Here is a 23,129-nt window from a genome sequence, read left to right as displayed (position 1 = left end):
CCTCAGTCATGGGGGATCTCGTCGATCACGGTGGCGCCGAGCTCGCGAGCCAGCAGCTCGGCACCGTCGATACCGCTCTCCTCGATGTCGGGGTCGTTCCGGTCCGCCTCCGCGTCCCGGGTGTCCGGCAACCGGCCGGGCGCCTCACCGGTGCGGGTCGGCGCGATGTTGCTGCGCGCCGAAGCGATCGTCTCGGGGGCCGGGGGCGCGGGTGGTTCGGCGCTGATCCAGGCCGGCGGGGCCGAGCTGCCCGCAGACTCCCCCGGGGCGGGGGTCGGCCCAGAAGTCGACCCAGAAGTCGGCCCAGTAGCCGACTCAGGGGTCGGCGGGACGGCCGGTTCGGGGGCGCTGTCCGTGGCGGGCCGGGTCACCACCGGCGCCGCGCCGGCGCCGGGGTCGGCCGACGGGTCGACGATCGCCTCCACCTTCCAGTCGGCACCGATCACGTCGATGCCGGCCTGGCGGAGGATCTCCTCGCTGCCGCCGCTGATGAACGAGTCCTTGGCGCCGACGGTCTTGAACCCGACCGTGAGCACGCGGCCCTCCAGGCCGATCACCTGCGCGTTCTGGCTGAGCAGGATCCAGGTGAAGCGGCGCATCTCCTTGACCTTGTCGAGGACGTCGGGCCAGACCCGTCGGGCGTCGACCAGCGAGAGGCCGGAGGAGGCGGGGGCGGGTTCGGACGGAGGCGCGTCGGCCGGTGCGGGTGCGGCCGCAGGTGCAGCGGTGGCAGCCGGAGCGGCGCTCGGGGGCGCGGGCGCGTCCGACCCTGCGGCCGGGGGTCCTGGTGCGACCGACGCAGCTGCCGGCTCCTCGGTCCACGCCGGTGCCGCCGGATCCCCGGGTGCGACTGCCGGAGCAGCAACGTCGGGTGCGGGAGCCGCGGACTGCGCTTCTCCGGGCGCGCCCGGAGCAGGCACGGAGGACGCGACCGGCGCCGCGGCCCGGGCGGGCGCAGCAGGCTCAGGCGCAGCAGGCGCCGCTTCCGAAGCGGAAGGGGGCGCAGCCGGAGCAGGCGCGGCGGAGGCAGCCGCGACCGGCGCCGCGTCCGGAGCCGGCGTGGAAGGCGCAGCCGCACCCGGTGCCGCAGGCGCGGTCACCGCAGGCGTAGCCGGGGCAGGCGTAGCCGGGGCAGGCGTAGCCGGGGCAGGCGTAGCCGGGGCAGGCGCCACAGGAGCAGCCGGGGCAGGCGCCGCAGGAGCAGCCGGGGCAGGCGCCGCAGGAGCAACCGGGGCCGCAGCACCCGCAACCCCACCCATGCCGATCCGCCGCTCCATCCGGTCCAGGCGGGCGGTGAGACCGTCGGTGGAGTGGTCGGCACCGGGCAGCAGCACCCGGGCGCAGATCAGCTCGAGCAGCAGCCGGGGCGTGGTGGCCCCGCGCATCTCGGTCAGCCCGGCCGCGACGCAGTCGGCGGCGCGGACCAGGTCGGCCTTGCCGAACCGGGCCGCCTGGGCGACCAGCCTCTCGGCCTGGTCGGCGGGAGCGTCGATCAACCCGGTGGCCGGGGCGTCCGGCACCGCGGCGACGATCACCAGGTCGCGGAGGCGGCGGAGCAGGTCCTCGGTGAACCGGCGCGGGTCCTGCCCGGTCTCGATCACCTTGTCGACGACCGAGAAGACCGTCCCGCCGTCACCGGCCGCGAACGCGTCGACGACCTCGTCGAGCAGCGCGTCCGGGGTGTAGCCGAGCAGGCTGGTGGCGATCTCGTAGGTCACGCCGGCGGGGCCGGCGCCGCCGAGCAGCTGGTCGAGCACCGACATCGAGTCGCGGGCCGAGCCTGCACCAGCGCGGACCACCAGCGGCAGTGCGGCCGGGTCGATCGGCACGTTCTCGCTCGCGCAGATCTCGGCGAGGTAGTCCGACAGCACCCGCGGCGGGATCAGCCGGAACGGGTAGTGGTGGGTCCGGGAGCGGATGGTCGCGATGACCTTCTCCGGCTCGGTGGTGGCGAAGATGAACTTCAGGTGCTCCGGCGGCTCCTCGACGAGCTTGAGCAGGGCGTTGAAGCCCTGCGTCGTCACCATGTGCGCCTCGTCGATGATGTACACCTTGTAGCGGCTCGACACCGGCGCGAAGAACGCCCGCTCGCGCAGGTCGCGGGCGTCGTCCACACCACCGTGGCTGGCGGCGTCGATCTCGATCACGTCGAGCGAGCCCGGTCCGCCGCGGGCGAGATCCCGGCAGGACTGGCACTCGCCGCAGGGATCGGCGATCGGCGCCTTCTCGCAATTCAGGGTCCGGGCCAGGATCCGGGCACTGGTGGTCTTGCCGCAGCCGCGCGGCCCGGAGAACAGGTAGGCGTGGTTGACCCGGTTGTTCGCCAGCGCGGCGCGCAAGGGTTCGGTCACGTGATCCTGCCCGATCACCTCGGCGAACGACTCCGGCCGGTAGCGGCGGTACAGGGCAAGGTTGTGCTCCACACCTGAACCCTAGTCGGAGTGGCCGACAGGCGGGGCCCGGCACCGGATCAGTACTGGTGGAACCAGGTCCGCAGGTCGGTCACCGCGCCGGGGCAGCTCACGTTCCGGTCCCGGCCGGCCTCCACCCACTGGCCGAAGATCCCGCGACCGCCCGCGAAGGACCAGTCGTCCCCGCACCGGCTCAACGCCTCCTGCTGGGAGGTCTGACCGGCGGCCCGCCATTCCGGAGCACCGAACCGGAGGTCGCCGACGACCCGCTTCCACAGCACCGGCGTGGAGTAGAAGCCGATCGCGAACCCGGCATCGGTGTAGCCGCGCGCGGTGCCCTGGACCACCGCAGCATTGGCGACGACGTCCTCGCTCCAGACGAACGTCGGGACCGGCTCGACGTCGATCCAGACGATCGGGCTGCGCAGGCCGGCGGCCTTCATGCCGGCAACGTTGAAGAGCGCCGCCTGGTAGCCGACGTTGCGCAGCGCGCCGAGCTCGGTGCTGCCGTCGTACGGGCCGGTGCCGCCGTACCGGCGCAGCGTGGCGTCGTCCGGATAGCTGACCACCGCGTACGCCGCCCCGAGCAGGCCGCGGTCGGCGACCCAGCGGACCTGGTCGGCGAGGCACGGGTTCGGGAAGAACGACGGCCCGTTGGTGAGCCCGATGATCACGAACTCGGCCGCCGCGGTCGGCATCGGCGCGCCGTGGGACCGCTTCTGCGGGATACCCATCCCCTTCGGGCACTGCGGCCAGCTCACGTCGGCGCCGAAGATCCGCTCCGTCCGCGGCGTCACCGCCACCGACGGCGTACCGGTCGGCTTCGGGATCGAGGTGAGGTCCGGCAGGTTGTCCGGGACCAGCGACCCGTCGCCGTCCGGCGTGGCGGTCGGCGTCGGGGTAGGCGTCGAGGTCGGTCGCACCTGCGAGCCGCAGCCGGCGAGCACGCCGACCAGCAGCACCGCCAGCGCCCACCGGTGCTTCCCGGTGGCGCCGCTCGCCCTAGTCATCCGTGCCTCCCGTCGCCGCCAGCCGACCACCGACCACCGCAACCCCCATCGTGACCACCGCACCCAACATCAGCGCGGACGCCTCCCCGGGAGCCAGGACCTCCAGCTGCGTCCCGATCGTCGCCGCAGCCACCGGTACGCCGAGCTGCGCCGAGGCGAGCAGGCTCAACCCGACCGGCTGCCGGCCGACCCGTACGACGAGGTGAGCCGCCGCCGCACCGAGGCCGAGGCAGATCCCCAGCAGGATCAGGTGCGGGTGCTCGCCGAGGTCGCGCAGCTGCAGCGTCGCGCCCAGCCAGATGAAGAAGACCGGCCCGAGGAATCCTTCGGTCACCGCGAAGAGCTGCTTGGCCAGCCGCCGCGGCTCGCCGATCGCGGCCACCGCCAGCCCGAACGCGAACCCGGCGAGCATGATCGAGACGTGCAGGGCGACCGCCAGGCCGGCGAGCGCGAACAGGATCGTCAGCTGCACCCGGAGCTCGACCGCGAAGGAACGATCCTCCGAGACCCGGTGCACCCGCGACCGGACACCGCTCGACTCCAGCCTGCCCAGGACCGCGAAGACCACCAGCGCGGAGGCGATCACGACGAGTGCTCCCAGGGCGGCGCGGCCGGCGTGGTCCGGGTCGATGACCAGCGGCAGGGCGACGATGCAGGCGGCGTCCGCGATCGCCACCTGGGGCAGCAGCCGGACGACGGCCGGTCCCCGGAGTCCGAGCGAGTCGACCACCGGCAGGATCAGCGCGGCCGAGCTGGAGGCCATCAGCACGGCGTACAGGGGCGCGTGGTCGAGGTCGAACGCGGCGGCGATCAGCACGCCGAGCACGGCCGCCGCCACGCCGACGGCCACCGCCCGGAGCAACCCGGAGCGCAGCGAGGTCCGCAGGGCACGGTCGCGGACCGGCACGTGGGTTCCGGCCACGAACATCACCAGCGCGAAGCCCGCGTCGGCCAGGAAGGTGAACGTTTCGTTGCTCGGGTCGAGGTACCCGAACCCGGTCCGGCCCAGGACCGCACCGGCCACCAGCTCGCCGAGGACGACCGGCAGGTACCAGCGCCGCGGGAGTGCGAGCAGCGGCCCGGCGAGCGCGACCAGGCAGATCACGGAGAGCTCGGTGAAGGTCACCCGGGCATCCTCCCAGGGGAGCGCCTCCCGGCCAGGAAATCGAAGGCCCCCCATGCACCCGGAAGAGCCCACCTGCCCTTGCTGCCTTCCGGCCCTGGGGGAGTTCAGTGAGGTACCGCCACATGGGGGGTTGCGGGTGAGTCTAGGAGACCGATTTCGCGTGCGCCAATCCGGGCGGGTAACCTTCGCGGCGGAGGATTCGCCTAGTGGCCTATGGCGCTCGCTTGGAAAGCGAGTTGGGTTAACGCCCTCAGGGGTTCGAATCCCCTATCCTCCGCCACTGTGAGGGACGGCGTCGCACACGCGTGCGGCGCCGTTCGTCGTCGGCGACCGGAGCGGGACGCTCAGGGTTGTGCTGCGCCGGACCCGGTGAAGAGTCGCTGCGGGTTCTCCTGCAGCACCGTGGCCACCAGCGCATCGCCGTACGCCGCCCGCAGCCTCGGCACGAAGGTGCGCCCGAGCACGGCCATCCCCGGGCCGCCGCCGTACGCGCGCAGCATGCCGCGGCGGCCCACGTCGGTGCCGAGCAGGATCTGGCCGGCGTGGCCCGCGGCGGCGACCGCGCCGATCAGGTCCAGGACCACCGCGTCCGGGTGGTACTTGGTCCGGCCGATGGTGTCGTAGCCGAGGAAGGCGCCGCGCGCGGCCAGCTCCACGTGCAGGCCCGGGTCGGGGTTCCGGTCCAGGTGGGCGAGCATCACCGCGGACGGCGCCACACCGAGCTGCTCCAGCTCGTCGAGGACCTCGTGGGCCGAGGTCCCGATCTCCGTGTGCACCGCCACGGGGACCCCGCACCGGGTCCCGGCCGCGGCGCCGACCCGGAACCAGCGCCGCTCGGCGGGCTGGAGGTGGTGGTAGCTGGCACCGAGCTTCACGATGCCCGCGCGCACCTCGCTCGGCAGCGGTCGCGGACCCTGCCAGTCGCGCTCGTCGATGCCGGTGGTCAGGTCCGTCACCAGGCAGTCGAGGAGGGTGTCGTCGTCGACCTCGTAGAGCCAGTGCCCCGCCGGGTAGTGCGCCGCGCGGTGGACCCCGGTCGCGAGCACGACCTGAACACCGGTGTCCCGGCTGAGCCGCGCGGTGCGCGCCGGGCGTCGTCCGAGACCGATCGGGGTCAGGTCCACCACCGTCTCGATCCCCGACCGAGCCACCTCGGCGACCTCGCCGGTCATCGCGTCGCCGTCCTGGAACTCCTCCCCGGGCAGGATCGGGGACCGCAGGAAGAGGTGCGCGTGGGCGTCGACACGACCGAGCTGGTCCACCGGGACCGGCCCGAGCACGGTGGTGACCTGCACCGTCATCGCGCCCCCTCCCGCCAGGCGGCGTACGCCTCGGTGGCCGCGGCTGCGGCCGCACGGACGGCGTCCAGGTCGCCCGCGGCCAGCTGGTCCCGCCGCGCCACCCAGGACCCGCCCACGCAGAGCACCTGGGGGTGCGACCACCAGGCCGGGGCGGTCTCCGCCGTGATCCCCCCGGTCGGCAGGAACCACATCCCGGGGAACGGCTCGGCGAGCGCCCGCAGCGCCGGCAGGCCGCCACCGGCCTCGGCAGGGAAGAGCTTCACGGCCTCCAGGCCGGCCCGCCGCGCCGCCTGCACCTCCGTCGCGGTCGCCACCCCCGGCACCATCGGGACGCCGCGCTCCTGGGCGCGCTCGACCAGGACCGGGTCGAACCCCGGGCTCACCAGGAACCGGGCCCCGGCGTCGACGGCGCGATCGACCTGCTCGGTGTCCAGCACGGTCCCGGCGCCGACGAGCAGCGCGTCGTCCGCGGCGAGCGCGGCCAGCACCTCCCACCCGGCGGGCGTGCGCAGGGTGATCTCGGCGCAGGTGATCCCGCCGGCCTTGAGCGCCTCGCCGAGGCCGGCCGCGATGCCGGCGTCGTCGGCGACGACGACCGGCAGCGTCCCGCGGTCCCGGAGGAGGGCGACGGCGGCGCTCACACCAGGCCGCCGTTCCCCCGGATCCGGGCACGGAGCTCCTGGACGTCGATCGCCCGGAGCGCCACCCCGCTGCGGACGGCGAGCGCCGTGGCGTACCCGGCGGCCTCCCCGGTCGCGAACGCCTGCGCCGAGTTGCGCGCCGAGGCCTGCGCGGCGTGCTCGGCGGAGAGGCAGCGGCCGGCCGCGAGGAACCCCTCCCCCGTCGTCGGCACCAGCGCCTGGAACGGGATCGAGTAGAGGCCGTCGCCGCCGACCGGGGCCCACCGGGTGTCGCTGCAGGCACGGTGGTCTTCGATCGGAGCCGCGGCCAGGGCGATCGCCTGGTCGTCGCGGACACCGTCGAGGACGTCGCTCTCGGTCAGCGTGGTCACACCCCGGATCCGCCGCGACTCCCGGATCCCGATCTGCGGAGCGATCTCGGCGACGTACGCGTCCGCGAACCCGGGCAGCCGGTCCCGGAAGAAGCGCAGGTACTCCACGACCTGCCGGCGGCCCTCGATCTCGGCCGCGGTCAGGGCCGCCGGGTCGGTCACGTCGACGTCCGCGACCCGGACGATGTTCGCCTGGAGCATCCCCGGGCGCGGGGTCCGGTGCAGCGATCCCTCGTGCCGCGGGAGCCGGTAGCTCCCGGACTCGTCAGCCTGGCGGGTGAGCTCCGAGCGCTCCTCGTGGCTGACCGCGAGCGCGGCGTCCACGTCCACCCCGCCGAGAAAGAAGATGGAGGTGAGCGACTGCACCGGACCCTGCTCGCCGGGCAGGACGACGGGCAGCCCGGCGAGCGCGGCGGCCGTCGCGTCCCCGGTGGTGTCCACCACGGTCCCGGCGCGGACCGACCACGGCCCGCAGGTCGGCGTGACCAGGGTGACCTCCCAGTCGTCCCCGTCCCGCCGTACGCCGCTCACGCTGGTGTGCAGGACCGGTCGTACGCCGGCGCCGAGCACCAGGTCGTCCAGGACCAGCTTGAGGTCGTGGACGTCGTAGGTGACGCCCGGCCCGGCACCGTAGGTGTTCTCGCGGCGGAAGCCGCCCCGGCCCAGCGTGGCCTCGACGATCTCCAGCCCGATGCCCCCGACGACCGGGCGGGCCTCGCCGCCGGGCGTCCAGAAGCCGTAGAAGGTGTCGACCGCGGCCGCCGTCCGGCTGCCGCCGAAGTATCCGTGCCACTCGACGAGCGCGGTGCGCAGGCCCTCGCGCCCGGCCGCGACCGCCGCCGCCACCCCGGCCGGACCACCGCCGACCACCACCACGTCGAACCGCTCCGCCACCATCTCGTCCGTCCTTCCGTGGGCGGGCGCGCTCATCGCACCCGCCAGCCGCCGTCGACCGGGACGACCGCCCCGGTGGTGAACGCCGAGGCGTCGCCCGCCAGCCAGGCCACCGCCTCGGCCACCGTCTCCGCGGAGGCCGCCTGCCCGTGCAGCGGCATCAGCTCGCCGAGCCGGTCCGCGATCCGCGGATCGCGCAGGGCCCGGTGCGCCATCGGCGTCTCCACCAGCCCGGGCGAGACCAGGTTGACCCGGATCCCGCGCGCGGCCCCCTCCCGGGCCGCGGTGCCGACCAGCGCCTCCAGCGAGCCCTTGGAGATCCGGTAGGCCACGGTGTCGAAGTCGGGGTCGTAGCCGTGCGCGAGCGCGGAGCCGATCAGGACCAGCCGAGCGCCGTCGGACGCGGAGACCAGGCAGGCCTGCAAGAACTGGAACGCCGAGGTGAGGTTGACCCGGACGGCCTCCTCCCAGGCCTCGAGCGTGCAGGTGGACAGCGGGCCGTCGCCGTACCGGCGGGCGCTCATCCCGACCGCGTGCACGGCGACTTCGAGGTCGCCCCGCGCGGACAGGTCGGCCGCCACCCGCGCGGCTACCCCGGGCAGGGCGACGTCCTCGTCCGGTCGGTCCGACCCGTGCACCCGGTAGCTCTCCGCCTCCAGCCGCGCCCGGACAGCGGCGCCGATGCCGCCCTCGGCTCCGGCGACCCAGGCCAGCCCGGTCACGACGTCTCCGACCCGGGGCCGGCCAGCAGTCCCGCGCCGAGCGCACCCGCGATCTCGGGCAGCGCGGCGACCACGACCGGCGTCACCGGGTTCGCCGGCGCCCGCACCTGCAGCCGGGCCACGGTCGCGGCGACATCGTCGAGGAAGAGGTCGGCACCGAGCAGCACCCCACCACCCAGCACCACGCGCTGCGCGGCGGTGGCATGGACCAGCTGGAGCACGAACCGGGCCAGGTCGGCTCCGAAGGCCGCGAGGACGGGGGCGAGCCCGGCGTCACCGGCCCGGGCAGCGGCGAAGAGCGCGGGGAGGTCGGCCGTGGCCGGGACCTCGCCGAGCGCCTCCCGGGCACGGCGGAGCAGAGCGGTCGCCGAGAGCACCACCTCCGCGCAGCCGGTCTGGCCGCAACCGCACACCGGCCCGCGCGGGTCGACCACCGTGTGCCCGAGGTAGACGCCCTCGCCCGATCCCAGGTCGCCGAGGAGGCGGCCTCCGACGAGCACGCAGCCGCCGACGCCGGTGCCCAGCGTGATCACGAGCAGCCGGTCCACCCCGGTACCGGCGCCGCTGCGGTGCTCGGCGATGCCGAACGCGTCCGCGTCGTTCAGGAAGACCACCGGGACGCCGACTGCGGACCGGACCGACGGCGCCAGTCCGTCAGGGATCCCGCCGCCGAAGCGGCCGAGCACCGCCACCGGTCCGGCGGTCAGCCCGAGGATCCCGGGCATCGCGATGCCGACGCCGACCGGCGGCCCGCCCAGGCGCTCACCGGTCGTCGCGATCAGCCCGGCCAGCAGCTCCGGGAGCCCGTCGAGGGTGAGGTCGCCGGTGGGCAGGATCTCCTGGTGCAGGACCTCCCCGCGGGCGTCGACCGCGACGTGCTTGACCTGGGTCCCGCCGACGTCGAAGCCGGCCCGCCAGGGTGTCGCCGGTGCCGGGCTCATGCCCCTCCGATCCCGTGCCCCCAGGGCCCGTCCGGTGCGGCCAGCGCATCCAGCCGGCGCCCCCGGCGGACGGCCCACCGCACCAGCGAGCGTTCCATGTCCGCGGCTGCGGAGCTCTCGTGCTCGTCGTGCCGGTTGTGGCTGGGGATCTGCGCGACCGCGACCCCGCGCTCGGCGAGGAGCGCTCCGGTCTGGCTCACCAATGCCTGCACGAGCGCCGGTCCGATCACCGAGGACGCCGCACCGATCGCGTAGTCGAGTCCGTCGACGTGGACCAGGGCGTCCCCCGGCGGGATGTGGGTGTCGATGACGACATCGGCATGGTCGACCAGCTTGGCTCCCGACGCGTGCCGCGACTCCGTCGAGGCGGTGTGCTGCAGCGAGGTCACCGCGATCACCGGGACGCCGAGCGCCCGGCAGCCTGCGGCCAGCTCGACCACGACCGGGTTGATGCCCGAGTTGCTGATCACGATCATCGCGTCCGGCGCCGTGACCAGCTGGTTGACCAGGATCACCTCGGCCAGCCCGCCGACCTGCTCGAAGAAGGAGATCGGGCGCAGGCCCTCGTTGCCGACGACCCCCTGGAACCGGGTCAGGCTGGGCTCCAGGATCGGGTTGAAGCCGTCGAACCCGCCGATCCGCGGGTAGGCGTCGACCGCGGCACCCTGGGAGTGACCGGTGCCGAAGAGGTGCGCGTACCCGCCGCCCTCGATCGCCCGGGCGCAGTGCTCGGCGGCCGTCCCGATCGCGTCCTGCTCGAGTCGGGCGACGCTTCCCAGGATCACCGCCAGCCGCTCCAGGTACGTCGATCCGGCTGCAGTCGCGCTCATGCGGTCCTCCGTTCGGCGGCGTCCGACGTACGACGGCCGCGGGATGCCTCGGAGATCGCCACCGCCGCGATCAGCAGCAGTCCCGTCGCCATGGTCTGGTAGAAGGTGTTGACGTTGAGCAGGTTGAGGCCGTTCTCCAGGACGCCCAGCAGCAGGACCCCGGCCAGGGTGCCGATCACCGAGCCGCTGCCGCCGAAGATGCTGGTGCCGCCGAGGAGGACCGCGGCGACGATCTGGAACTCCCAGCCGGTGCCGTGCGCGGCGTACCCGGAGCCGAGCCGGGAGGCGAGCAGCAGGCCGGCAACCGAGGCGAGCACGCCGGAGAGCACGTAGGCGGCGACCAGCACCCGGTCGACCTTGACGCCGGCGAGCCGGGCCGAGCGCGACTCGGATCCGGTCGCGTAGAGATGGGCGCCGAAGACCGTCCGGGTGAGCACGAACCAGCCGACGGCGTACAGGGCGACGGCGAGGATGACCGCGATCGGCACCGAGCCGACGAAGCCGCGACCGATCTCGAGGAACCAGTCGGGCAGATCGGTCCCGGAGATCGTGGTGTTGTCCGAGACCACCGCCGCGATGCCCTGGACCGCGAGCAGCATGCCCAGCGTCGCGATCAGGGCGGGCACCCGGAGACGGGTGACGACCAGGCCGGAGATCAGCCCGGTGGTGATGCCGACCAGGGGCGCCACCACGATCGCGACCGCGGGCGGCCACCCCCAGCTGATCACCGGGAGGGTCGCGGCGACGGTGGTCGCGCCGATGACGACGCCCATCGTGAGGTCGATCCCGCCGGCGATGATGACCAGCGTCGCACCGAGGGCGGCGACCGCCATCACCGATTCGCGCTGGGCGATCGCGGTCAGGTTCGTCTGGGTGAGGAACGCCGGCGAGGCGATCGAGAAGTAGACGACCAGCGCGGCCAGGACCGCCGGGACGCCGATCAGGTTCCAGCGCCCGGCGACGCGCGGACGCCACCGCTCCGGCGTGGGTGCCGTGGTGCTCGTTCCGGCCGCGTTCATGGTGCTGCTCCCCTCGGGGTGGGTCGGCTGGGTGCTAGTCATAGGTGGGCGCGTCCGCGACGGCCGAGACGACGCCCGCGATGTCGAGCTCGCCGGCAGGCCGGTCGAGCACGACCGACCCTCCGCCGATGACGACGATGCGATCGGCGACCTCGAGCAGGTCCTGGATCCGGTGCGAGACGATCACGACGCAGACGCCTCGGTCGCGGAGCCGGCGCAGCAGCGCCAGCACCCCGGGGATCTTGGCGGTGGAGAGCGCTGCGGTCGGCTCGTCGAGCACCACCACCGCGGGGTCGGAGAGCATGGCGCGCACGATGGCGATCGCCTGCCGCTGGCCGCCGGAGAGGTTCTCGACCGAGGTCGAGAGCCGGGTCAGGCTGAGCTGCAGGTCCTGCAGCCGCTCGACCACCGCGGTCTCCATCCGGGACCGGTCCAGCACCCGCGGGCCGAAGCCGAGCGAGCGCCGGGTCAGCTCACGCCCGAGGAAGGCGTTCTGGACGACGTCCAGGTCGGGAGCCAGTGCCAGCTCCTGGTAGACGATCTCGATGCCGTGCTCGCGGGCGTCGTTCGGCGAGGTGAAGTGCACCGGCCGGTCGTCGATGCTCATCGTGCCCGAGGTCGGCGAGACCGCCCCGGCCATGATCTTGAGCAGGGTGGACTTCCCGGCGCCGTTGTCGCCGGTGATGCCCACGACGGTGCCGCGCCAGAGGTCGAGGTCGATCCCGCGCAGCGCCTGCACCGGGCCGTAGCTCTTGGTCACCCCGGCCAGGGAGACCGCCGGGACGCCGGAACGGGAGCCGCGCGCAGCGGCTCCCGTCCCGTTCGCATCAGGAAATCGCATCCAGCTCGCCCTGCGCGTTGTCGCGGGTGATGACCGTGGTGTCGACGGTAATCCGGGCACCCGGCTCCAGGTCTCCGCGGAGGAGCTTCTGCGCGGTCTCGACCAGCAGCGGCCCCTCGACCTCCTGCTTGATCCGGTCGGCGACCAGGACCCGGCCGTCGAGGACCATCTTGAGGGTCTTCTCCTGACCGTCGACGGTGGCGAAGAAGATGTCCTTGCCGGGCTTGCGTCCAGCCGCCTCGGCGGCGGAGACGTGGCCCCAGGTGCCCTCGTTGTTGGAACCGAGGACCAGGTTGACGTCGGGGTGGGCCGAGAGGACGTCGGTCATCGCGTCGTACCCGTCCTGCTCCTGCCAGGCCTCGAGATCGGAGACGACCTTGGTCTCCGGGATGCCCGCCTTGATCGCCTCGACCATGCAGTCGGTGCGGTCCGGGAGGCTGCCGCCGAGGGAGTCGGCGTTGGACTCGAAGATCTTCGGAGCGTCCGTGCGGTTCTCCTTCCACCAGGTGGCGACGTACGCGCCGACGATCTTGCCGCGCGAGCACTCGTCGATGCCCACGTAGGCGTCGGCGCCCTTGAAGTCGGAGATGTCGGCGATGACCTTCACGCCGGCATCCTTCGCCATCGTGACCGCGGCCTCGATCGCGTTCGGGTCGAGCGCGGCGATGATCAGCGCCTGCACACCCTGGGTGATCAGGTCCTGGACCTGGTCGACCTGCTTGGCGGCGTCGAACTGCGGGTCGGAGACCTTGACGGTGATGCCGTCGGCCTTGGCGGCCGCGGTCACCTCGTCGATCATCCGGATCCAGTGGCCGCCGCCCTTGCCCAGGACGCTGTAGCCGAGCGAGGTGAGGTCGTCGCCCGACCCGTCGCCGGACTCCTTCTTCTCGGTGCTGCCGCAGGCACCCAGCATGCCGACGCCCAGCAGGAGGGCGGCAGCCAGGACCGTGCTCCGGCCACGTGAGCGGCTGATCTTGGCGCGAAGTGTCATCGGTGGTCTCCTTGCTCCTGATGTCGGATCCCGAGGCCGGCCCATTGCGGATCGGTGGCCCGAAACCTAGGAGGCGATTGACAGGTGGTCAATCATATGAGCACAGTTCTGCTCATATGAGCGATGATCCGACTCCCCTTCCCGCGCCGGCAGCGGCCGACCCGATGGCCGCGCACGTCGCGCGGCTCTTCTACGTCGAGCAGCTGACGAAGCAGGAGATCGCCGCCGCCACCGGGCTCTCCCGCTTCAAGGTGGCGCGGCTCCTGGAGCACGCGCGCGCCGCGGGCATCGTCTCCATCGAGATCCGCTCCGACGCCCTCATCGACCACCGGCTGAGCCAGGCCCTGGAACGTCGCTTCGGCCTGGAGCACGCCCTCGTCGCGGACGGCTACGAGGAGGCCGGCGCCACCAGCCGGGACGCCGCCACCCGCGATGCCGTCACCCGGGTCGCCGCCGCCTGGCTCCCCCAGCTGCTGCACAAGGACGACGTCCTCGGCGTGGCCTGGGGATCGACCATCGCCGGGATCGCCGCGCACCTGCCCGCGCAGACCGGCGCCCGGATCCCCGTCGTCCAGCTCTGCGGCGCCTTCGCCAACATGCAGCGCGGGCAGGGCCCGATCGAGCTCACCATCGGGATCGCGCAGAGCCTGGGCGGCCGCGCGCACACGCTGCCGCTGCCGGCCGTCCTCGGCGAGCTGCCGCTGCGCCGCGAGATGCTCCGGCACCCCGCCGTCGCCGAGACCATCCAGCGCTTCGGTGACGTCACCACGGCACTGGTCAGCATCGGCAGCATGGAGGACAAGGACCGCTCCGCCCTGATCGGGTCCGGCGGGCTCGAGCCCGCGGAGTTCGAACGGCTCCGGATGAACGGCGTCGTCGGCGACCTCCTCCTGCACCCGTTCGACGGCACCGGGCACTTCATCCGCACCCCGCTCAGCGACCGCACCGTCGTCATCGCCATCGAGCAACTGCGCCAGGCCCGGGTCATCGCCGTCGCCGGCGGAGCCCACAAGCGTCGGGCGATCACCGCCGCCCTGCGCACCGGGGTGATCGACGTCCTCGTGACCGACCGGGAGACCGCGGAGTTCGTGCTCGCGGAGGGCTGAGGGTTCTCCTCCCGGTCCGGAGCGGGCGCCGGATCTCAGGGAGCGTGCGTCAGCGTCCACGGCTGGTGCCGGAACTTCAGCGTGCCCAGCGTCGCGTCCAGGTTGGCGTCGATGAACCGGGTCGCGCCGAGCCGGTCGAGGAACGCGCGCACCTGCGGATCCTCGGTACGACGCAACGCCGGCGGGACCTCGAGGACGCCGTTGAACATCCGCTTGGCGGTGCCGAGCCCGCGCCCCTGCCGGAACTGGCGGATGTTGTCGACGGTGTGCAGCCGGAGCGCGAACGACTCGCCCGTGCGGAGCCGGACCTGCACCGGGGTCGGTGTGCAGTAGGCGTTGAACGACGGGATGGTGATCCGGTCGCCGGCCGCGGTCGTGCCGACGTACCGGCGGTCCTCCGAGGCGCCCAGCCCGCGGCCCGAGGTGTTCCGCGCGGGGTTGCGGAGCCGGTCGCCGACGAGGCGTCCGCCGGTCGGGGTGAATCGCCAGCGCGGAGCGGTCGAGTCCTTGTGCCAGAAGCCGACCCGGCCGCGACGGACGCCCTCGACCCGCAGCTGGCGGTGGGCCGAGCCCGACCCGGTCTTGTGGATGCTGATCCGGTCGGTGATCCGGCCCGGGATCTTCGGCTGGCGGATCCAGCCCGGCGACGGCAGCTGGATCACCGGCTTGGCCGCGCCGCGCTGGTCCTCGTAGGAGTAGTCGAAGAACAGCGGGTCGGCGCCGGCGATGTCGAAGTCGTAGAGCCGGGTGTAGAGGTCGCCGTACCGGCCGACGAGGAAGACGGTGGACCCGCTGGCCGACATCGCCGCCGCCCGGAACCGGCCGCGGTAAGGGCTGCACAGCTCGTAGCTCTGGTCCGGCGGCAGCCACGGGTCCAGGTAGGTGAGCCGCTGGCCGCGATGGCTCAGCAGCCAGATGTGCGAGACCTTCCCGTCGCCGACCTTGTGCTTGTTGCCGGCGTCGTCGGACCAGGTCTTGTCCTCCAGCTTGGAGAGCACCGACCAGGTCCAGGACTGGATCCCGGTGGGCAGCTTCATGCCGGGACCGGTCCAGAACGGCCGCCCCCAGCGCAGCGTCCAGTTGAAGTGGTTCGGGGTGCGCAGCGCGCCGTCCATCCCGTAGATCCACCGGGCGTCGTCGATCGCGATCAGCTCGTCGTCGTCGACCGAGATCCCGGCCACCCGGCCCTCGAAGCAGGGCGGCACCTTCAGGTGCGCCCACGGCTCCCGGATGCCGGTGCTCGCAGTGTTGGACTTGTACCAGATGGTGCCACGCGCGATCGCGAACTGGAAGCGCCGGTTGAAGGTCTGCGTGCTGCTGCGGAAGACGACCTGGCGCGGCAGCGTGCGCGGCGCCTTGCTGGCGTCGCCCGCGCGCAACGGGTTGCCCTCGTCGACGCCGCTGCGACCGCTCTGACCGGGGCTCTCGCCGGTCCCGATGGTGCCGCCGGCGAGGTCCGGGCAGCGGAGCATGTCACCCCGGTTGGTCACCAGGGCGTCGATCAGCCCGGGCACCTGGGCGACCACGTCGACGAGCTCGACATCCGATCCGGGCAGACCGGGGATGCCGCCGGCCCGGGCACTGAGCGGGTGGGCGGTGACAGCGGTCGCCAGCATCCCGGCGCTGAGCAGCAGGGCGGTCGTCGTACGACGGAGCATGGGGCCTCCTCGGTCCTCGCTCATTCAACGGAAGCCCGAGCGCGACTCGCCTGGAGATCGCTACAACTTCCTACTCGTCAACTTGGAGCGCAGCCCAGATCTCCGCCCGGCATGGGGGCGTTCGCCACTCCGGGCCGAGGATATCGCCGATCCGGACCAGGCGGTTGCGCACGGTGTTCGCGTGCACGGCGAACTCGCGCGCGACCAGCTCGACCTGGCCGTCGTGCGCGATCCAGCTGCGCAGGGTCGCCACCAGCTGGTGCCGCGGTTCCGCCTCCAGCGGCGCGATCCAGCGCGCGGTCAACCGGGCCGCCAGGTCCGGGTCCTCGTGCAGCGGCACCAGCAGCCCGAGAGCGTCCAGGTCCGAGGCGCCCCGACGGCCGAAGCGCCGGGCGACGCGAGCGGCCCGGGCGGCGTCGCGCAGCATCGGGGTCGCCCGGAACAGGGTCCCCGGGCCGGCCGCGCCGACGACGAGCTCGTCCGGCACCCGCGGAATCCGCGGCACCAGTCCGACCAGCTCGACCTGACCGGCACCGTCGGAGACGGTCGCCCACAGCGCCCCGGGCGTGGCCAGCCGCAGGGCCGTCGCCGCCGCCGGGTCGTCGTCGGCGACCCCGAGCGCGACCACCGCGAACCAGTCCCGGCCCGGGTCGACGCCGAGCCCGGCGGCCTGCTCGAGCACCACGCCGCGCGGCGCGTCCTGGAGCAGCCCGAGGACGAGGCGCTCCTCGATCACGTGCCGCTCGGAGTGGTCGCGCGCCGCCCCGACCAGGCCCTGCGTCGCCCAGACCGCCATCTGCTCGGCCCACCGGCGCGCCAGCCCCGAGGCGAGCAGCAGCTGCTCCGCGGACAGTCCGGCGGCGGCAGCGCGGTCCAGCACGTCGGCCTCCACCTCGCGCGCTCCGAGCAGGACCGCGGCGACCAGATCCTCTGGGGCGATGCCCGCGCGCGCACCCTGGGCGCCGGTGCCGTAGGCGGCCACCCGGTCGTCCTCGGTCGGCGGCGCGAACGGATCGCCGTACGCCACCCGCTCCAGGATCCGGGTCATCCCGATCCAGACCTCGCTCGACGGCGTCACCGCATAGCTGGGCACCTGGCTCGTCACGGCCCGGGTCACCTGCTGCACCAGCCGATCCCGGTCGGCCCACATCGCCTCCAGGTGGGGGCGCATCCTGTCCTCGATCTCGGTCACCGGACGTGTCTACGCCCTAGTTGTGGGATTCCACAAGAAACCGTGGCCGCGGATAGCGAACTCCTCAGGTCCGGTCGTTCGCTCACGCCGTAGCGTCGACGACCATGCTCGCGCTGATCACCGCCCTCGGCCTCGACCCGGACCGCCTCACCGGCGCGACCCGGGAGGCGCTCTCCCAGCTCCGCGATCCGTCCAACCTGCACTGGTACGTCGTCACGTTCCTCGGCATCGTGATGTACGTCTACGCCAACGAGGTCGAGCGGAAGCGGTTCGACATCGTCGCCGCCGGCCTGGCCTTCTTCCTGATGGACGTCTTCAACGAGCTGGTGAACTCCGCCTGGCTGCACGCCAGCGGAAAGGCTCCGCTGTGGGCGGTCACCGGCGACACGGCGTACCTGATCCTGGTCGGCTGGTCGATCGAGATCGTCTTCCTCTTCCTGATCAGTGGGGTCGAGTTCGTGAAGTTCCTGCCGGCGGACAAGGAGCGTCGCCTGCTCGGTCTGCCGAACCGCTGGGTCTACATCGCCTGGTGGTCCTGCTTCTGCGTCTTCGTCGAGGTGCTGCTGCACCGGGCCGGCATCTTCCACTGGTCCTGGTGGTACTGGAACGAGCCGTTCCTGCTGCCGATCGTGGTGCTCGGCTACGGCACCTTCTTCTGGATCGCCGCCACCGTCTTCGACATGTCCAGCAACAGGCGCCGGTTCACGGTCGTCGGCGCGATGCTCGCCGTCGACGTGGTGCTGGCGATCGTCCTCGGCAGCGTCGGCTGGCTCTGACTGCGCGGATCGGTGCGCCCACGGAGCGGGGTCCCGGCCCGAGAACCGGGACCCCGTCTCGTCAGCGGATCGTGATGCTCCTGGTCCGCGCCGCCCCGTTCGCAACGGCGGCCGATCCCGAGTAGACGACCGTGTAGACGGCCTTGCCCTTCTTCTGCCGGGCCAGGTCGATGGTGACCCGGCCGTTCGTCAGCGCCTTGGTCGCGACGACCTTGGACCCGCGCTTGATCGTGACCCTGCCGGTCGGAACCGCTCCGGCTGCGCTGACCCTGACGGTCACCCGCACCTTCTTCTTGCCCCGCGCCTTGGCGCCCGCGGCGATGCTCGGCGTCGCCCTGGCGACCTTCGCGGACACCGCGTCCGAGATCGTCGGGGCGTACTGGGCCCGGGACCCGACCACCCGGACCGTGATCCGGCGACCGGCATCGGCCGCGACCAGCTTGTACGACGACGAGGCGGCGCCGCTGATCGGCGTGCTGTCGCGCAGCCACTGGTAGGTGACCGTCGTCGCCACCGGGTCGAAGACCGGAGCCGTCGCCCGGAGCGTCTGCCCGACCTTGGCCGAGCCGACCAGGGTCACCGGACGGGTCACGCCGAGCTCGGACGCCTGCACCGGGACGGTCGCCGGGGCCGACACCAGCACGCTCTCGAAGCCGGGCTTCTGCACGGTGATGCTCGCCACGATCCGAGCGCCGGCGTCTGCTGGGGTCAGCTGGTACGTCGGGAGGTTCGCTCCCGGGATCGGCTCGCTGTCACGGCTCCAGGTGTAGGTCGTCGTCTCCGGCGTGGGCGTGAACGTCGGTGACACCAGCGTCAGCGTCGACCCGACCGCCGGGGTGCCCTGGAGGGACGCCATCGGACCGGTGACCGTGAAGAGCTCCTTGAGGATCGGGCCGGCGTTCACCGCACTCGTGACGCCGTCGGCGTACCCGGCCTTGGACCCCTTCGCGCGGACCGCGATGCTCGTGCCGATGTCCGCCTGCTTGAGCGCGTACGTCGGACCGGTCGCGACCGCGATGCCGTCACGGGTCCACTCGTAGACCAGGGTGTCGGCCGCCGGGGTGAAGGCGGCACCGCTGGCGGTCAGGGTGGCTCCCGCGCGCCGGGTCCCGGAGATCGTGGGCACCCGGTTGGCTTGTAGCGCCGACTCCACCACGGTGTAGCTGAGGACCTTGCCGGCACGGTTGTCGACCCGGTCGATCCCCCACACCTCGACCATCTTCGGCCCGACCGTGCTCGTCGGCACCGCCTCGCCGGAGGCCACGTCGCCGGTGCACAACCGGATCCCCGTCAGCGCGTCGGCGCAGGTGTAGGTCAGCGTCCGGACGGCATTCTTGGCGACGACCATGCCTTCGGTCGCGGTACCGCCGAGGGTGATGGTCGGGAGGTGCGGATCGATGCCGACGCCGTACCGCGCCGTCTTGGCGTTGCCCTCGAAGTCCACGGCCGTGATGTCGAACGTACTGACACCCGGCTGGGCGACGACCACGTTCGACGGGTTCGCATCACCCGAAGCGTTCTGGGTCCCGGTCAGCGTCCAGGTCAGCGACTCGACGCCGCTGCCGGCGTCGGTCGCCTTGATCTCGATCTCGACCGGGTGCGAGTACCAGCCCTCCCAGGCACCCGCAGGTGCGGTGACGGTGATCTTCGGCGGCGTCACGTCCGGGCCCGGGTCACCTCCGCCCGGAGGCGGCGCGGCCTGCGCCGGCAGACCCGAGACCGCGACCAGCGCGGCCGCTGCCAGGGCCACGAAGGGCAGCCGCCGGCTCCTCACTTCTCCTCCTGGGTGATCGCGCTGCGGCCGACCGCGAGCCAGATGCCGGCGATCAGCACCCCGACCGAGATCAGCGCCGGCAGTCCGGGAACCCCGGTGACCGCGACCATGCCGAGCAGGAGCACGGCCATCAGCCCCGCAAAGAAGCCCAGCACCTTCGACACCAGTCCCTCGCGGAAGGCCATGTAGGCGAGGCCGAGCGCGGCGACGAGCACCGGCAGCCAGGCGAAGTACGGACCGAAGTCGTTGATGTTGTAGAGGACGTAGAGACCCTGGTCGTCGTAGGTGTTCTCCTCGGCCGCCCCGTGCAGGTAGTTGCCCAGCGCGCCCTTCCAGCCGTAGACGAGGGCCATCGCTCCGGCAGCGGAGACGAGCCCGAAGGTGACCACGGTCGCGCCGACCGACCACGGGTGCCGGCGCTCGACCCGCTGCCGCCAGACAGCCGCGGTGACCAGCATGGCGATCACGGTGAGGTAGCCGGTGAAGCCACCGATCCGGAAGAACAGGTGGTCGAGGTCGGCCATGTCGGCGACCGTGACCGGGTAGTCGAAGTCGCCGTCGGCGTCGACGCGCTTGTCGAAGGCGACGGTCGACGCCACGCCGAGCAGGCCGGTCAGCGCGAGCCAGAGCGGCCAGGCGGTGAAGCCGCGTTCTTGGTTCGTCGTCGGTTCGACGAGGAGGTCGGAGGGGGCAGACATGGGACAGCTTTCTCTCGGGTCAGCGGCGGTGCCGCCCGGTCGGGTGACCGGCAACCGCGAGCCTGGGCGTCCCGACGGCCCGTCCTCCAGGGCCACTGGTCCCGATCACCAGGGCGCCGGAGTGCTCAGTCGGCGCCCAGGCCCTCGTCGCGCGCCCGGATCACCAGCTGCGGGCGGCCCTCGACGCCGAGCTTGGTGAGGATGCCGTAGACGTAGTTGCGCACCGTCTTGTTGCTGAGCACGAGACGCCGGGCGATGGTGGCGTTGTCGAACCCGCGGGCCACCAGGTCCAGGACCTCGCGCTCGCGATCGGTCAGCTCCGGGAACGGCCGGACGCCCTTGGTCCGCGACCCGGTCAGGTAGGTCGCCGCGCGGCGCGCGACCTGGGACCCGAGCAGCACCTCGCCGTTGGCCACCGCCCGGACGGCGCGCTCGATCTCTGCCGCCGAGGCACCCTTGAGCAGGTACCCACGCGCCCCGGCCCGGATCGAGGCGAACAGCGAGTCGTCGTCCCCGAGCATCGTGACGACCAGGATGCCGACCTTGGCGTGCACCCGGACGATCTCCCGGGTCGCCTCGACCCCGGAGCCGGTGCCCAGGTCGAGATCCATGATCACCACGTCCGGCAGCGTCTCGGCGACCACGCGGACCGCCTCCTCGGCGTCGGCCGCCTGACCGACGACCTCGACCCGGTCCAGCGACTCCAGCAGCGCCACCATCCCGATCCGGAAGACCGGGTGGTCGTCGACGACCACGACCCGCAGGTCCCGCGCGGCCGTCACGGCAGCACCACCCGAACGGTCGTTCCCTCCGGGCCGTCGGTGATGCTGAAGGTGCCGCCGAGCTCGGCCGCCCGCTCGTTCATCGACGTGATCCCGATGCCCTTCTCGTTGCCGCTGGCGAACCCGGCGCCGTCGTCGCTGATCGTCACCGTGACCGCGCCTGCCGCGTCGACGCCCACCTTCAGCACGCACTCGCCGGCGCCGGCGTGCCGGTAGGCGTTGAGGACGCCCTCGGCGGCGACGTGGTAGGCGGCGACCTGGCGCCGGGTGTCGATCCGGTCCGGCTCCTCCGCCTCGACCCGTACGGCGAACCCGGCATCGCTGAACCGCTCCGCCAGCACGTCGAGGGCGGCCCCGAGCCGGCCGTCGTCTAGCGCCGGCGGCAGCAGCGCGCGAGCGATCCCGCGGACGTCCTCGGCCCGGCGGGAGAGCTCCTCCTGCAGCTGACCGAGCAGCTGCGAGTCGGCGGCGCTCAGCCCGCGGTTGTTGTTGTCGATCGCTGCCAGCGCCAGGCTCGCACCGGCCAGCGCCGGACCCAGTCCGTCGTGCAGCTCCCGGCGCAGCAGCCGCCGCTCCTCGTGGCGGACGTCGACCAGGCGGGTCCGTGCGGACGCGAGCTGGTCGTTGACCTGGGCGAGCTCGAGGGCCACCGCGACCAGGCCGGCCACCTGCTCGAGCATCCGGAGGGTGCGCACGTCGAGTCGCTCCCCGCCGTACGGAGCGACCTGCATGGTGCCGACCTCGCGGCCCTGGACCTTCAGCAGGATCGAGGTCGTCGAGCCGATCCGCTCGCCCGCCGCGGCGGTGACCGTCGACAGCCCGGGCAGCGACTCCACGCCCACGAACCGCAGCCGCATGCTCCGGCGCAGCCCCTCGGCCAGGCTCTCCAGGCTGCTCCGGCCGGGCCGCTCCCGGCTGGCGTCGGCGCCCAGGTTGGCGAGCAGGATCTCCACGTCCGAGGCCGAGCCGTAGACCAGCCGGTCGACCCGCCCCTGCATCCAGCGTCGTACCGGTGTCACGGCGAGCGCCAGCAACGCCGCGACGATGACGCCGGACTCGTTCTCGTTGATCGGGAACACCCGGCCGGCCACCCAGACCAGGGCGAGGTACGTCGCGATCACCGCCGCGGTCAGCAGCGCCCAGACGGTCGCCCGCGACACGGCGACGTCCATCCCCCAGCGCGGTTGCCGGACCACCAGCACGAAGACCGCCGCGAGCAGCATGAAGTGCGCCGCGAAGAGTGCCGACGAGGCGATGCTCAGCAACGGTCCGTCGATGCTCATCCCGGTCTCGAAGAGGATGTAGGCGACCGCCGCCAGGGAGATGCTGGCGACCACCCAGATCACGCCGCGGCGGTCGTCGGCCGGAGCGCGCCGGTAGCGCAGGACCAGGCAGATCGCGCCTGCCAGCCCGTAGAAGAAGTAGAACGGGATGATCCAGGCGTCGGCGTCGTAGGCCCACTGGGACATCTGCTTGCTCGGTGACGGCGGTGCCGGGGCGCCGTCGATCTGGATCAGCATCCGGGTGCCGAACGCGAAGACGGTCAGCGCCACCCCGCCGGCCGCGGCCACCCGCCAGGGCCGTCCGATCGAGGTCCGGTCCAGGATCCAGGGCAGCACCAGCAGCCCGGCCAGAGCACCGACCAACCAGGCCGCCGTCGTCAGCTGGGCGACGAAGGCGTAGCCGGGAAGGTCGTCCCGGGAGGCTCCGAGGAGGGTGTACTGGATGCCGACCGCGCTGAGGCCGAAGCCGATCGCCACCGCGGCGAAGATCCAGCCGATCGGGTGCCCGCTGCGCCGCAGCACGACCGCACTGGCCGGGCCGTAGATCACGGCGAGGATCAGGTCGGGCACGAAGAACTCGGCGTGGATGTCGAACGGCAGCGCATGGTCCTCGCCGGCCCCGATCAGGGCGAGCAGCAGGCCCAGGACGACGAGGGCCCAGGAGATCGCCCAGACGGCGTACCCGGCGACGCGCCACCAGGAGCCCGCAGCCAGGCTCCATCGGGGCTGAGCCGCCAGGCACTGCGGGATCGTCACCGGCCG

General features: G+C 72.9%; 20 protein-coding genes, 1 tRNA gene and 1 other RNA gene. 3 read left to right on the top strand and 19 right to left on the bottom strand.

Annotation, left to right across the window (positions count from 1 at the left end):
• Positions 1–2: 2 nt before the first annotated feature.
• The 4 genes from EFK50_RS10160 to ffs all read right to left on the bottom strand — a co-directional run bounded on the left by EFK50_RS10160 (position 3) and on the right by ffs (position 4,679).
• Positions 3–2,423: a DNA polymerase III subunit gamma and tau gene (locus EFK50_RS10160; RefSeq protein ID WP_123227451.1), complete on the bottom strand. Its 2,421-nt coding sequence runs from the start codon at positions 2,421–2,423 to the stop codon at positions 3–5.
• Between the two features lie 47 nt (positions 2,424–2,470).
• Entirely contained in the window at positions 2,471–3,421 is a 951-nt protein-coding gene (locus EFK50_RS10155) for a glycoside hydrolase family 25 domain-containing protein (protein ID WP_123227450.1), read from the bottom strand.
• Positions 3,414–4,547: a cation:proton antiporter gene (locus tag EFK50_RS10150; protein WP_123227449.1), complete on the bottom strand. Its 1,134-nt coding sequence runs from the start codon at positions 4,545–4,547 to the stop codon at positions 3,414–3,416. Before EFK50_RS10150 ends, EFK50_RS10155 begins: the two co-directional genes overlap by 8 nt.
• Positions 4,548–4,588: 41 nt before the next feature.
• Positions 4,589–4,679, bottom strand: an RNA gene (gene ffs, locus EFK50_RS10145) — signal recognition particle sRNA small type.
• Positions 4,680–4,739: 60 nt separating this feature from the next.
• Here ffs and EFK50_RS10140 point away from each other — a divergent pair.
• Positions 4,740–4,827, top strand: a tRNA-Ser gene (locus EFK50_RS10140).
• A gap of 64 nt (positions 4,828–4,891) precedes the next feature.
• On the opposite strand, the gene EFK50_RS10135 is transcribed toward EFK50_RS10140, so the two are convergent.
• From EFK50_RS10135 to EFK50_RS10095, 9 genes are read right to left on the bottom strand one after another with little or no spacing between them, the layout of a single operon-like run.
• Positions 4,892–5,848 (bottom strand): phosphotriesterase family protein, encoded by a 957-nt coding sequence (locus EFK50_RS10135; protein WP_123227448.1) that lies wholly within the window; start codon positions 5,846–5,848, stop codon positions 4,892–4,894.
• Positions 5,845–6,489, bottom strand: a complete 645-nt coding sequence (locus tag EFK50_RS10130; RefSeq protein ID WP_123227447.1) for a bifunctional 4-hydroxy-2-oxoglutarate aldolase/2-dehydro-3-deoxy-phosphogluconate aldolase — start codon at positions 6,487–6,489, stop codon at positions 5,845–5,847. Before EFK50_RS10130 ends, EFK50_RS10135 begins: the two co-directional genes overlap by 4 nt.
• A complete protein-coding gene (locus tag EFK50_RS10125) occupies positions 6,486–7,790 on the bottom strand; it encodes an FAD-dependent oxidoreductase (protein WP_123227446.1) in 1,305 nt (434 codons plus the stop codon). Before EFK50_RS10125 ends, EFK50_RS10130 begins: the two co-directional genes overlap by 4 nt.
• On the bottom strand, positions 7,787–8,476 hold the full coding sequence (locus tag EFK50_RS10120; protein WP_123227445.1) for an SDR family oxidoreductase: 690 nt from the start codon (positions 8,474–8,476) through the stop codon (positions 7,787–7,789). Before EFK50_RS10120 ends, EFK50_RS10125 begins: the two co-directional genes overlap by 4 nt.
• Positions 8,473–9,417, bottom strand: coding sequence for an ROK family protein (locus EFK50_RS10115; protein ID WP_123227444.1), 945 nt, complete (start codon positions 9,415–9,417; stop codon positions 8,473–8,475). The genes EFK50_RS10120 and EFK50_RS10115 overlap by 4 nt, the downstream gene beginning before the upstream one ends.
• A complete protein-coding gene (locus tag EFK50_RS10110; RefSeq protein ID WP_123227443.1) occupies positions 9,414–10,247 on the bottom strand; it encodes a sugar isomerase domain-containing protein in 834 nt (277 codons plus the stop codon). The genes EFK50_RS10115 and EFK50_RS10110 overlap by 4 nt, the downstream gene beginning before the upstream one ends.
• Positions 10,244–11,308 carry an ABC transporter permease gene (locus tag EFK50_RS10105; protein WP_123227442.1) on the bottom strand — a complete coding sequence of 355 codons (1,065 nt, stop codon included), beginning with the start codon at positions 11,306–11,308 and terminating at the stop codon, positions 10,244–10,246. The genes EFK50_RS10110 and EFK50_RS10105 overlap by 4 nt, the downstream gene beginning before the upstream one ends.
• Positions 11,301–12,107, bottom strand: a complete 807-nt coding sequence (locus tag EFK50_RS10100) for an ATP-binding cassette domain-containing protein (protein ID WP_123227441.1) — start codon at positions 12,105–12,107, stop codon at positions 11,301–11,303. The genes EFK50_RS10105 and EFK50_RS10100 overlap by 8 nt, the downstream gene beginning before the upstream one ends.
• On the bottom strand, positions 12,094–13,098 hold the full coding sequence (locus EFK50_RS10095) for a sugar ABC transporter substrate-binding protein (protein ID WP_183407758.1): 1,005 nt from the start codon (positions 13,096–13,098) through the stop codon (positions 12,094–12,096). Before EFK50_RS10095 ends, EFK50_RS10100 begins: the two co-directional genes overlap by 14 nt.
• Positions 13,099–13,214: 116 nt before the next feature.
• On the opposite strand from EFK50_RS10095, the gene EFK50_RS10090 reads away from it, so the two are divergent.
• Positions 13,215–14,204 (top strand): sugar-binding transcriptional regulator, encoded by a 990-nt coding sequence (locus tag EFK50_RS10090; protein WP_183407757.1) that lies wholly within the window; start codon positions 13,215–13,217, stop codon positions 14,202–14,204.
• 35 nt (positions 14,205–14,239) lie between these two features.
• On the opposite strand, the gene EFK50_RS10085 is transcribed toward EFK50_RS10090, so the two are convergent.
• Positions 14,240–15,862, bottom strand: a complete 1,623-nt coding sequence (locus EFK50_RS10085; protein WP_123227438.1) for a hypothetical protein — start codon at positions 15,860–15,862, stop codon at positions 14,240–14,242.
• Between the two features lie 70 nt (positions 15,863–15,932).
• Complete coding sequence (locus EFK50_RS10080) at positions 15,933–17,054, bottom strand: helix-turn-helix domain-containing protein (protein ID WP_123227437.1); 1,122 nt, start codon at positions 17,052–17,054, stop codon at positions 15,933–15,935.
• Positions 17,055–17,158: 104 nt separating this feature from the next.
• Here EFK50_RS10080 and EFK50_RS10075 point away from each other — a divergent pair, with 104 nt between their 5' ends.
• Positions 17,159–17,830, top strand: a complete 672-nt coding sequence (locus tag EFK50_RS10075) for a hypothetical protein (RefSeq protein ID WP_123227436.1) — start codon at positions 17,159–17,161, stop codon at positions 17,828–17,830.
• Positions 17,831–17,891: 61 nt separating this feature from the next.
• Here EFK50_RS10075 and EFK50_RS10070 read toward each other — a convergent pair whose 3' ends face one another.
• The 4 genes from EFK50_RS10070 to EFK50_RS10055 form a co-directional block, all read right to left on the bottom strand.
• Positions 17,892–19,604 carry an Ig-like domain repeat protein gene (locus EFK50_RS10070; protein WP_123227435.1) on the bottom strand — a complete coding sequence of 571 codons (1,713 nt, stop codon included), beginning with the start codon at positions 19,602–19,604 and terminating at the stop codon, positions 17,892–17,894.
• The gene (locus tag EFK50_RS10065) at positions 19,601–20,302 is read right to left on the bottom strand and encodes a DUF4386 family protein (RefSeq protein ID WP_123227434.1); all 702 of its coding nucleotides are present in this window, start codon (positions 20,300–20,302) and stop codon (positions 19,601–19,603) included. The genes EFK50_RS10070 and EFK50_RS10065 overlap by 4 nt, the downstream gene beginning before the upstream one ends.
• 125 nt (positions 20,303–20,427) lie before the next feature.
• The gene (locus tag EFK50_RS10060; protein WP_246004112.1) at positions 20,428–21,084 is read right to left on the bottom strand and encodes a response regulator transcription factor; all 657 of its coding nucleotides are present in this window, start codon (positions 21,082–21,084) and stop codon (positions 20,428–20,430) included.
• On the bottom strand, positions 21,081–23,123 hold the full coding sequence (locus EFK50_RS10055; RefSeq protein ID WP_123227433.1) for a sensor histidine kinase: 2,043 nt from the start codon (positions 23,121–23,123) through the stop codon (positions 21,081–21,083). Before EFK50_RS10055 ends, EFK50_RS10060 begins: the two co-directional genes overlap by 4 nt.
• Positions 23,124–23,129: the final 6 nt, after the last annotated feature.

Origin of the sequence: Nocardioides marmoriginsengisoli, from assembly GCF_003725695.1 — a bacterium.
GTDB lineage: Bacteria > Actinomycetota > Actinomycetes > Propionibacteriales > Nocardioidaceae > Marmoricola > Marmoricola marmoriginsengisoli.
The sequence above is the reverse complement of the archived record's forward strand: the minus strand, read 5'-3'. Positions and strand labels throughout refer to the sequence as shown.

Excerpts from the sequence above, each read along its gene's own strand:
- EFK50_RS10155 (WP_123227450.1), bottom strand. The coding sequence starts at position 3,421 with ATGACTAGGGCGAGCGGCGCCACCGGGAAGCACCGGTGGGCGCTGGCG.
- EFK50_RS10135 (WP_123227448.1), bottom strand. The coding sequence starts at position 5,848 with ATGACGGTGCAGGTCACCACCGTGCTCGGGCCGGTCCCGGTGGACCAG.
- EFK50_RS10125 (WP_123227446.1), bottom strand. The coding sequence starts at position 7,790 with ATGAGCGCGCCCGCCCACGGAAGGACGGACGAGATGGTGGCGGAGCGG.
- EFK50_RS10115 (WP_123227444.1), bottom strand. The coding sequence starts at position 9,417 with ATGAGCCCGGCACCGGCGACACCCTGGCGGGCCGGCTTCGACGTCGGC.
- EFK50_RS10110 (WP_123227443.1), bottom strand. The coding sequence starts at position 10,247 with ATGAGCGCGACTGCAGCCGGATCGACGTACCTGGAGCGGCTGGCGGTG.
- EFK50_RS10105 (WP_123227442.1), bottom strand. The coding sequence starts at position 11,308 with ATGACTAGCACCCAGCCGACCCACCCCGAGGGGAGCAGCACCATGAAC.
- EFK50_RS10100 (WP_123227441.1), bottom strand. The coding sequence starts at position 12,107 with ATGCGATTTCCTGATGCGAACGGGACGGGAGCCGCTGCGCGCGGCTCC.
- EFK50_RS10095 (WP_183407758.1), bottom strand. The coding sequence starts at position 13,098 with ATGACACTTCGCGCCAAGATCAGCCGCTCACGTGGCCGGAGCACGGTC.
- EFK50_RS10090 (WP_183407757.1), top strand. The coding sequence starts at position 13,215 with ATGAGCGATGATCCGACTCCCCTTCCCGCGCCGGCAGCGGCCGACCCG.
- EFK50_RS10085 (WP_123227438.1), bottom strand. The coding sequence starts at position 15,862 with ATGCTCCGTCGTACGACGACCGCCCTGCTGCTCAGCGCCGGGATGCTG.
- EFK50_RS10075 (WP_123227436.1), top strand. The coding sequence starts at position 17,159 with ATGCTCGCGCTGATCACCGCCCTCGGCCTCGACCCGGACCGCCTCACC.
- EFK50_RS10065 (WP_123227434.1), bottom strand. The coding sequence starts at position 20,302 with ATGTCTGCCCCCTCCGACCTCCTCGTCGAACCGACGACGAACCAAGAA.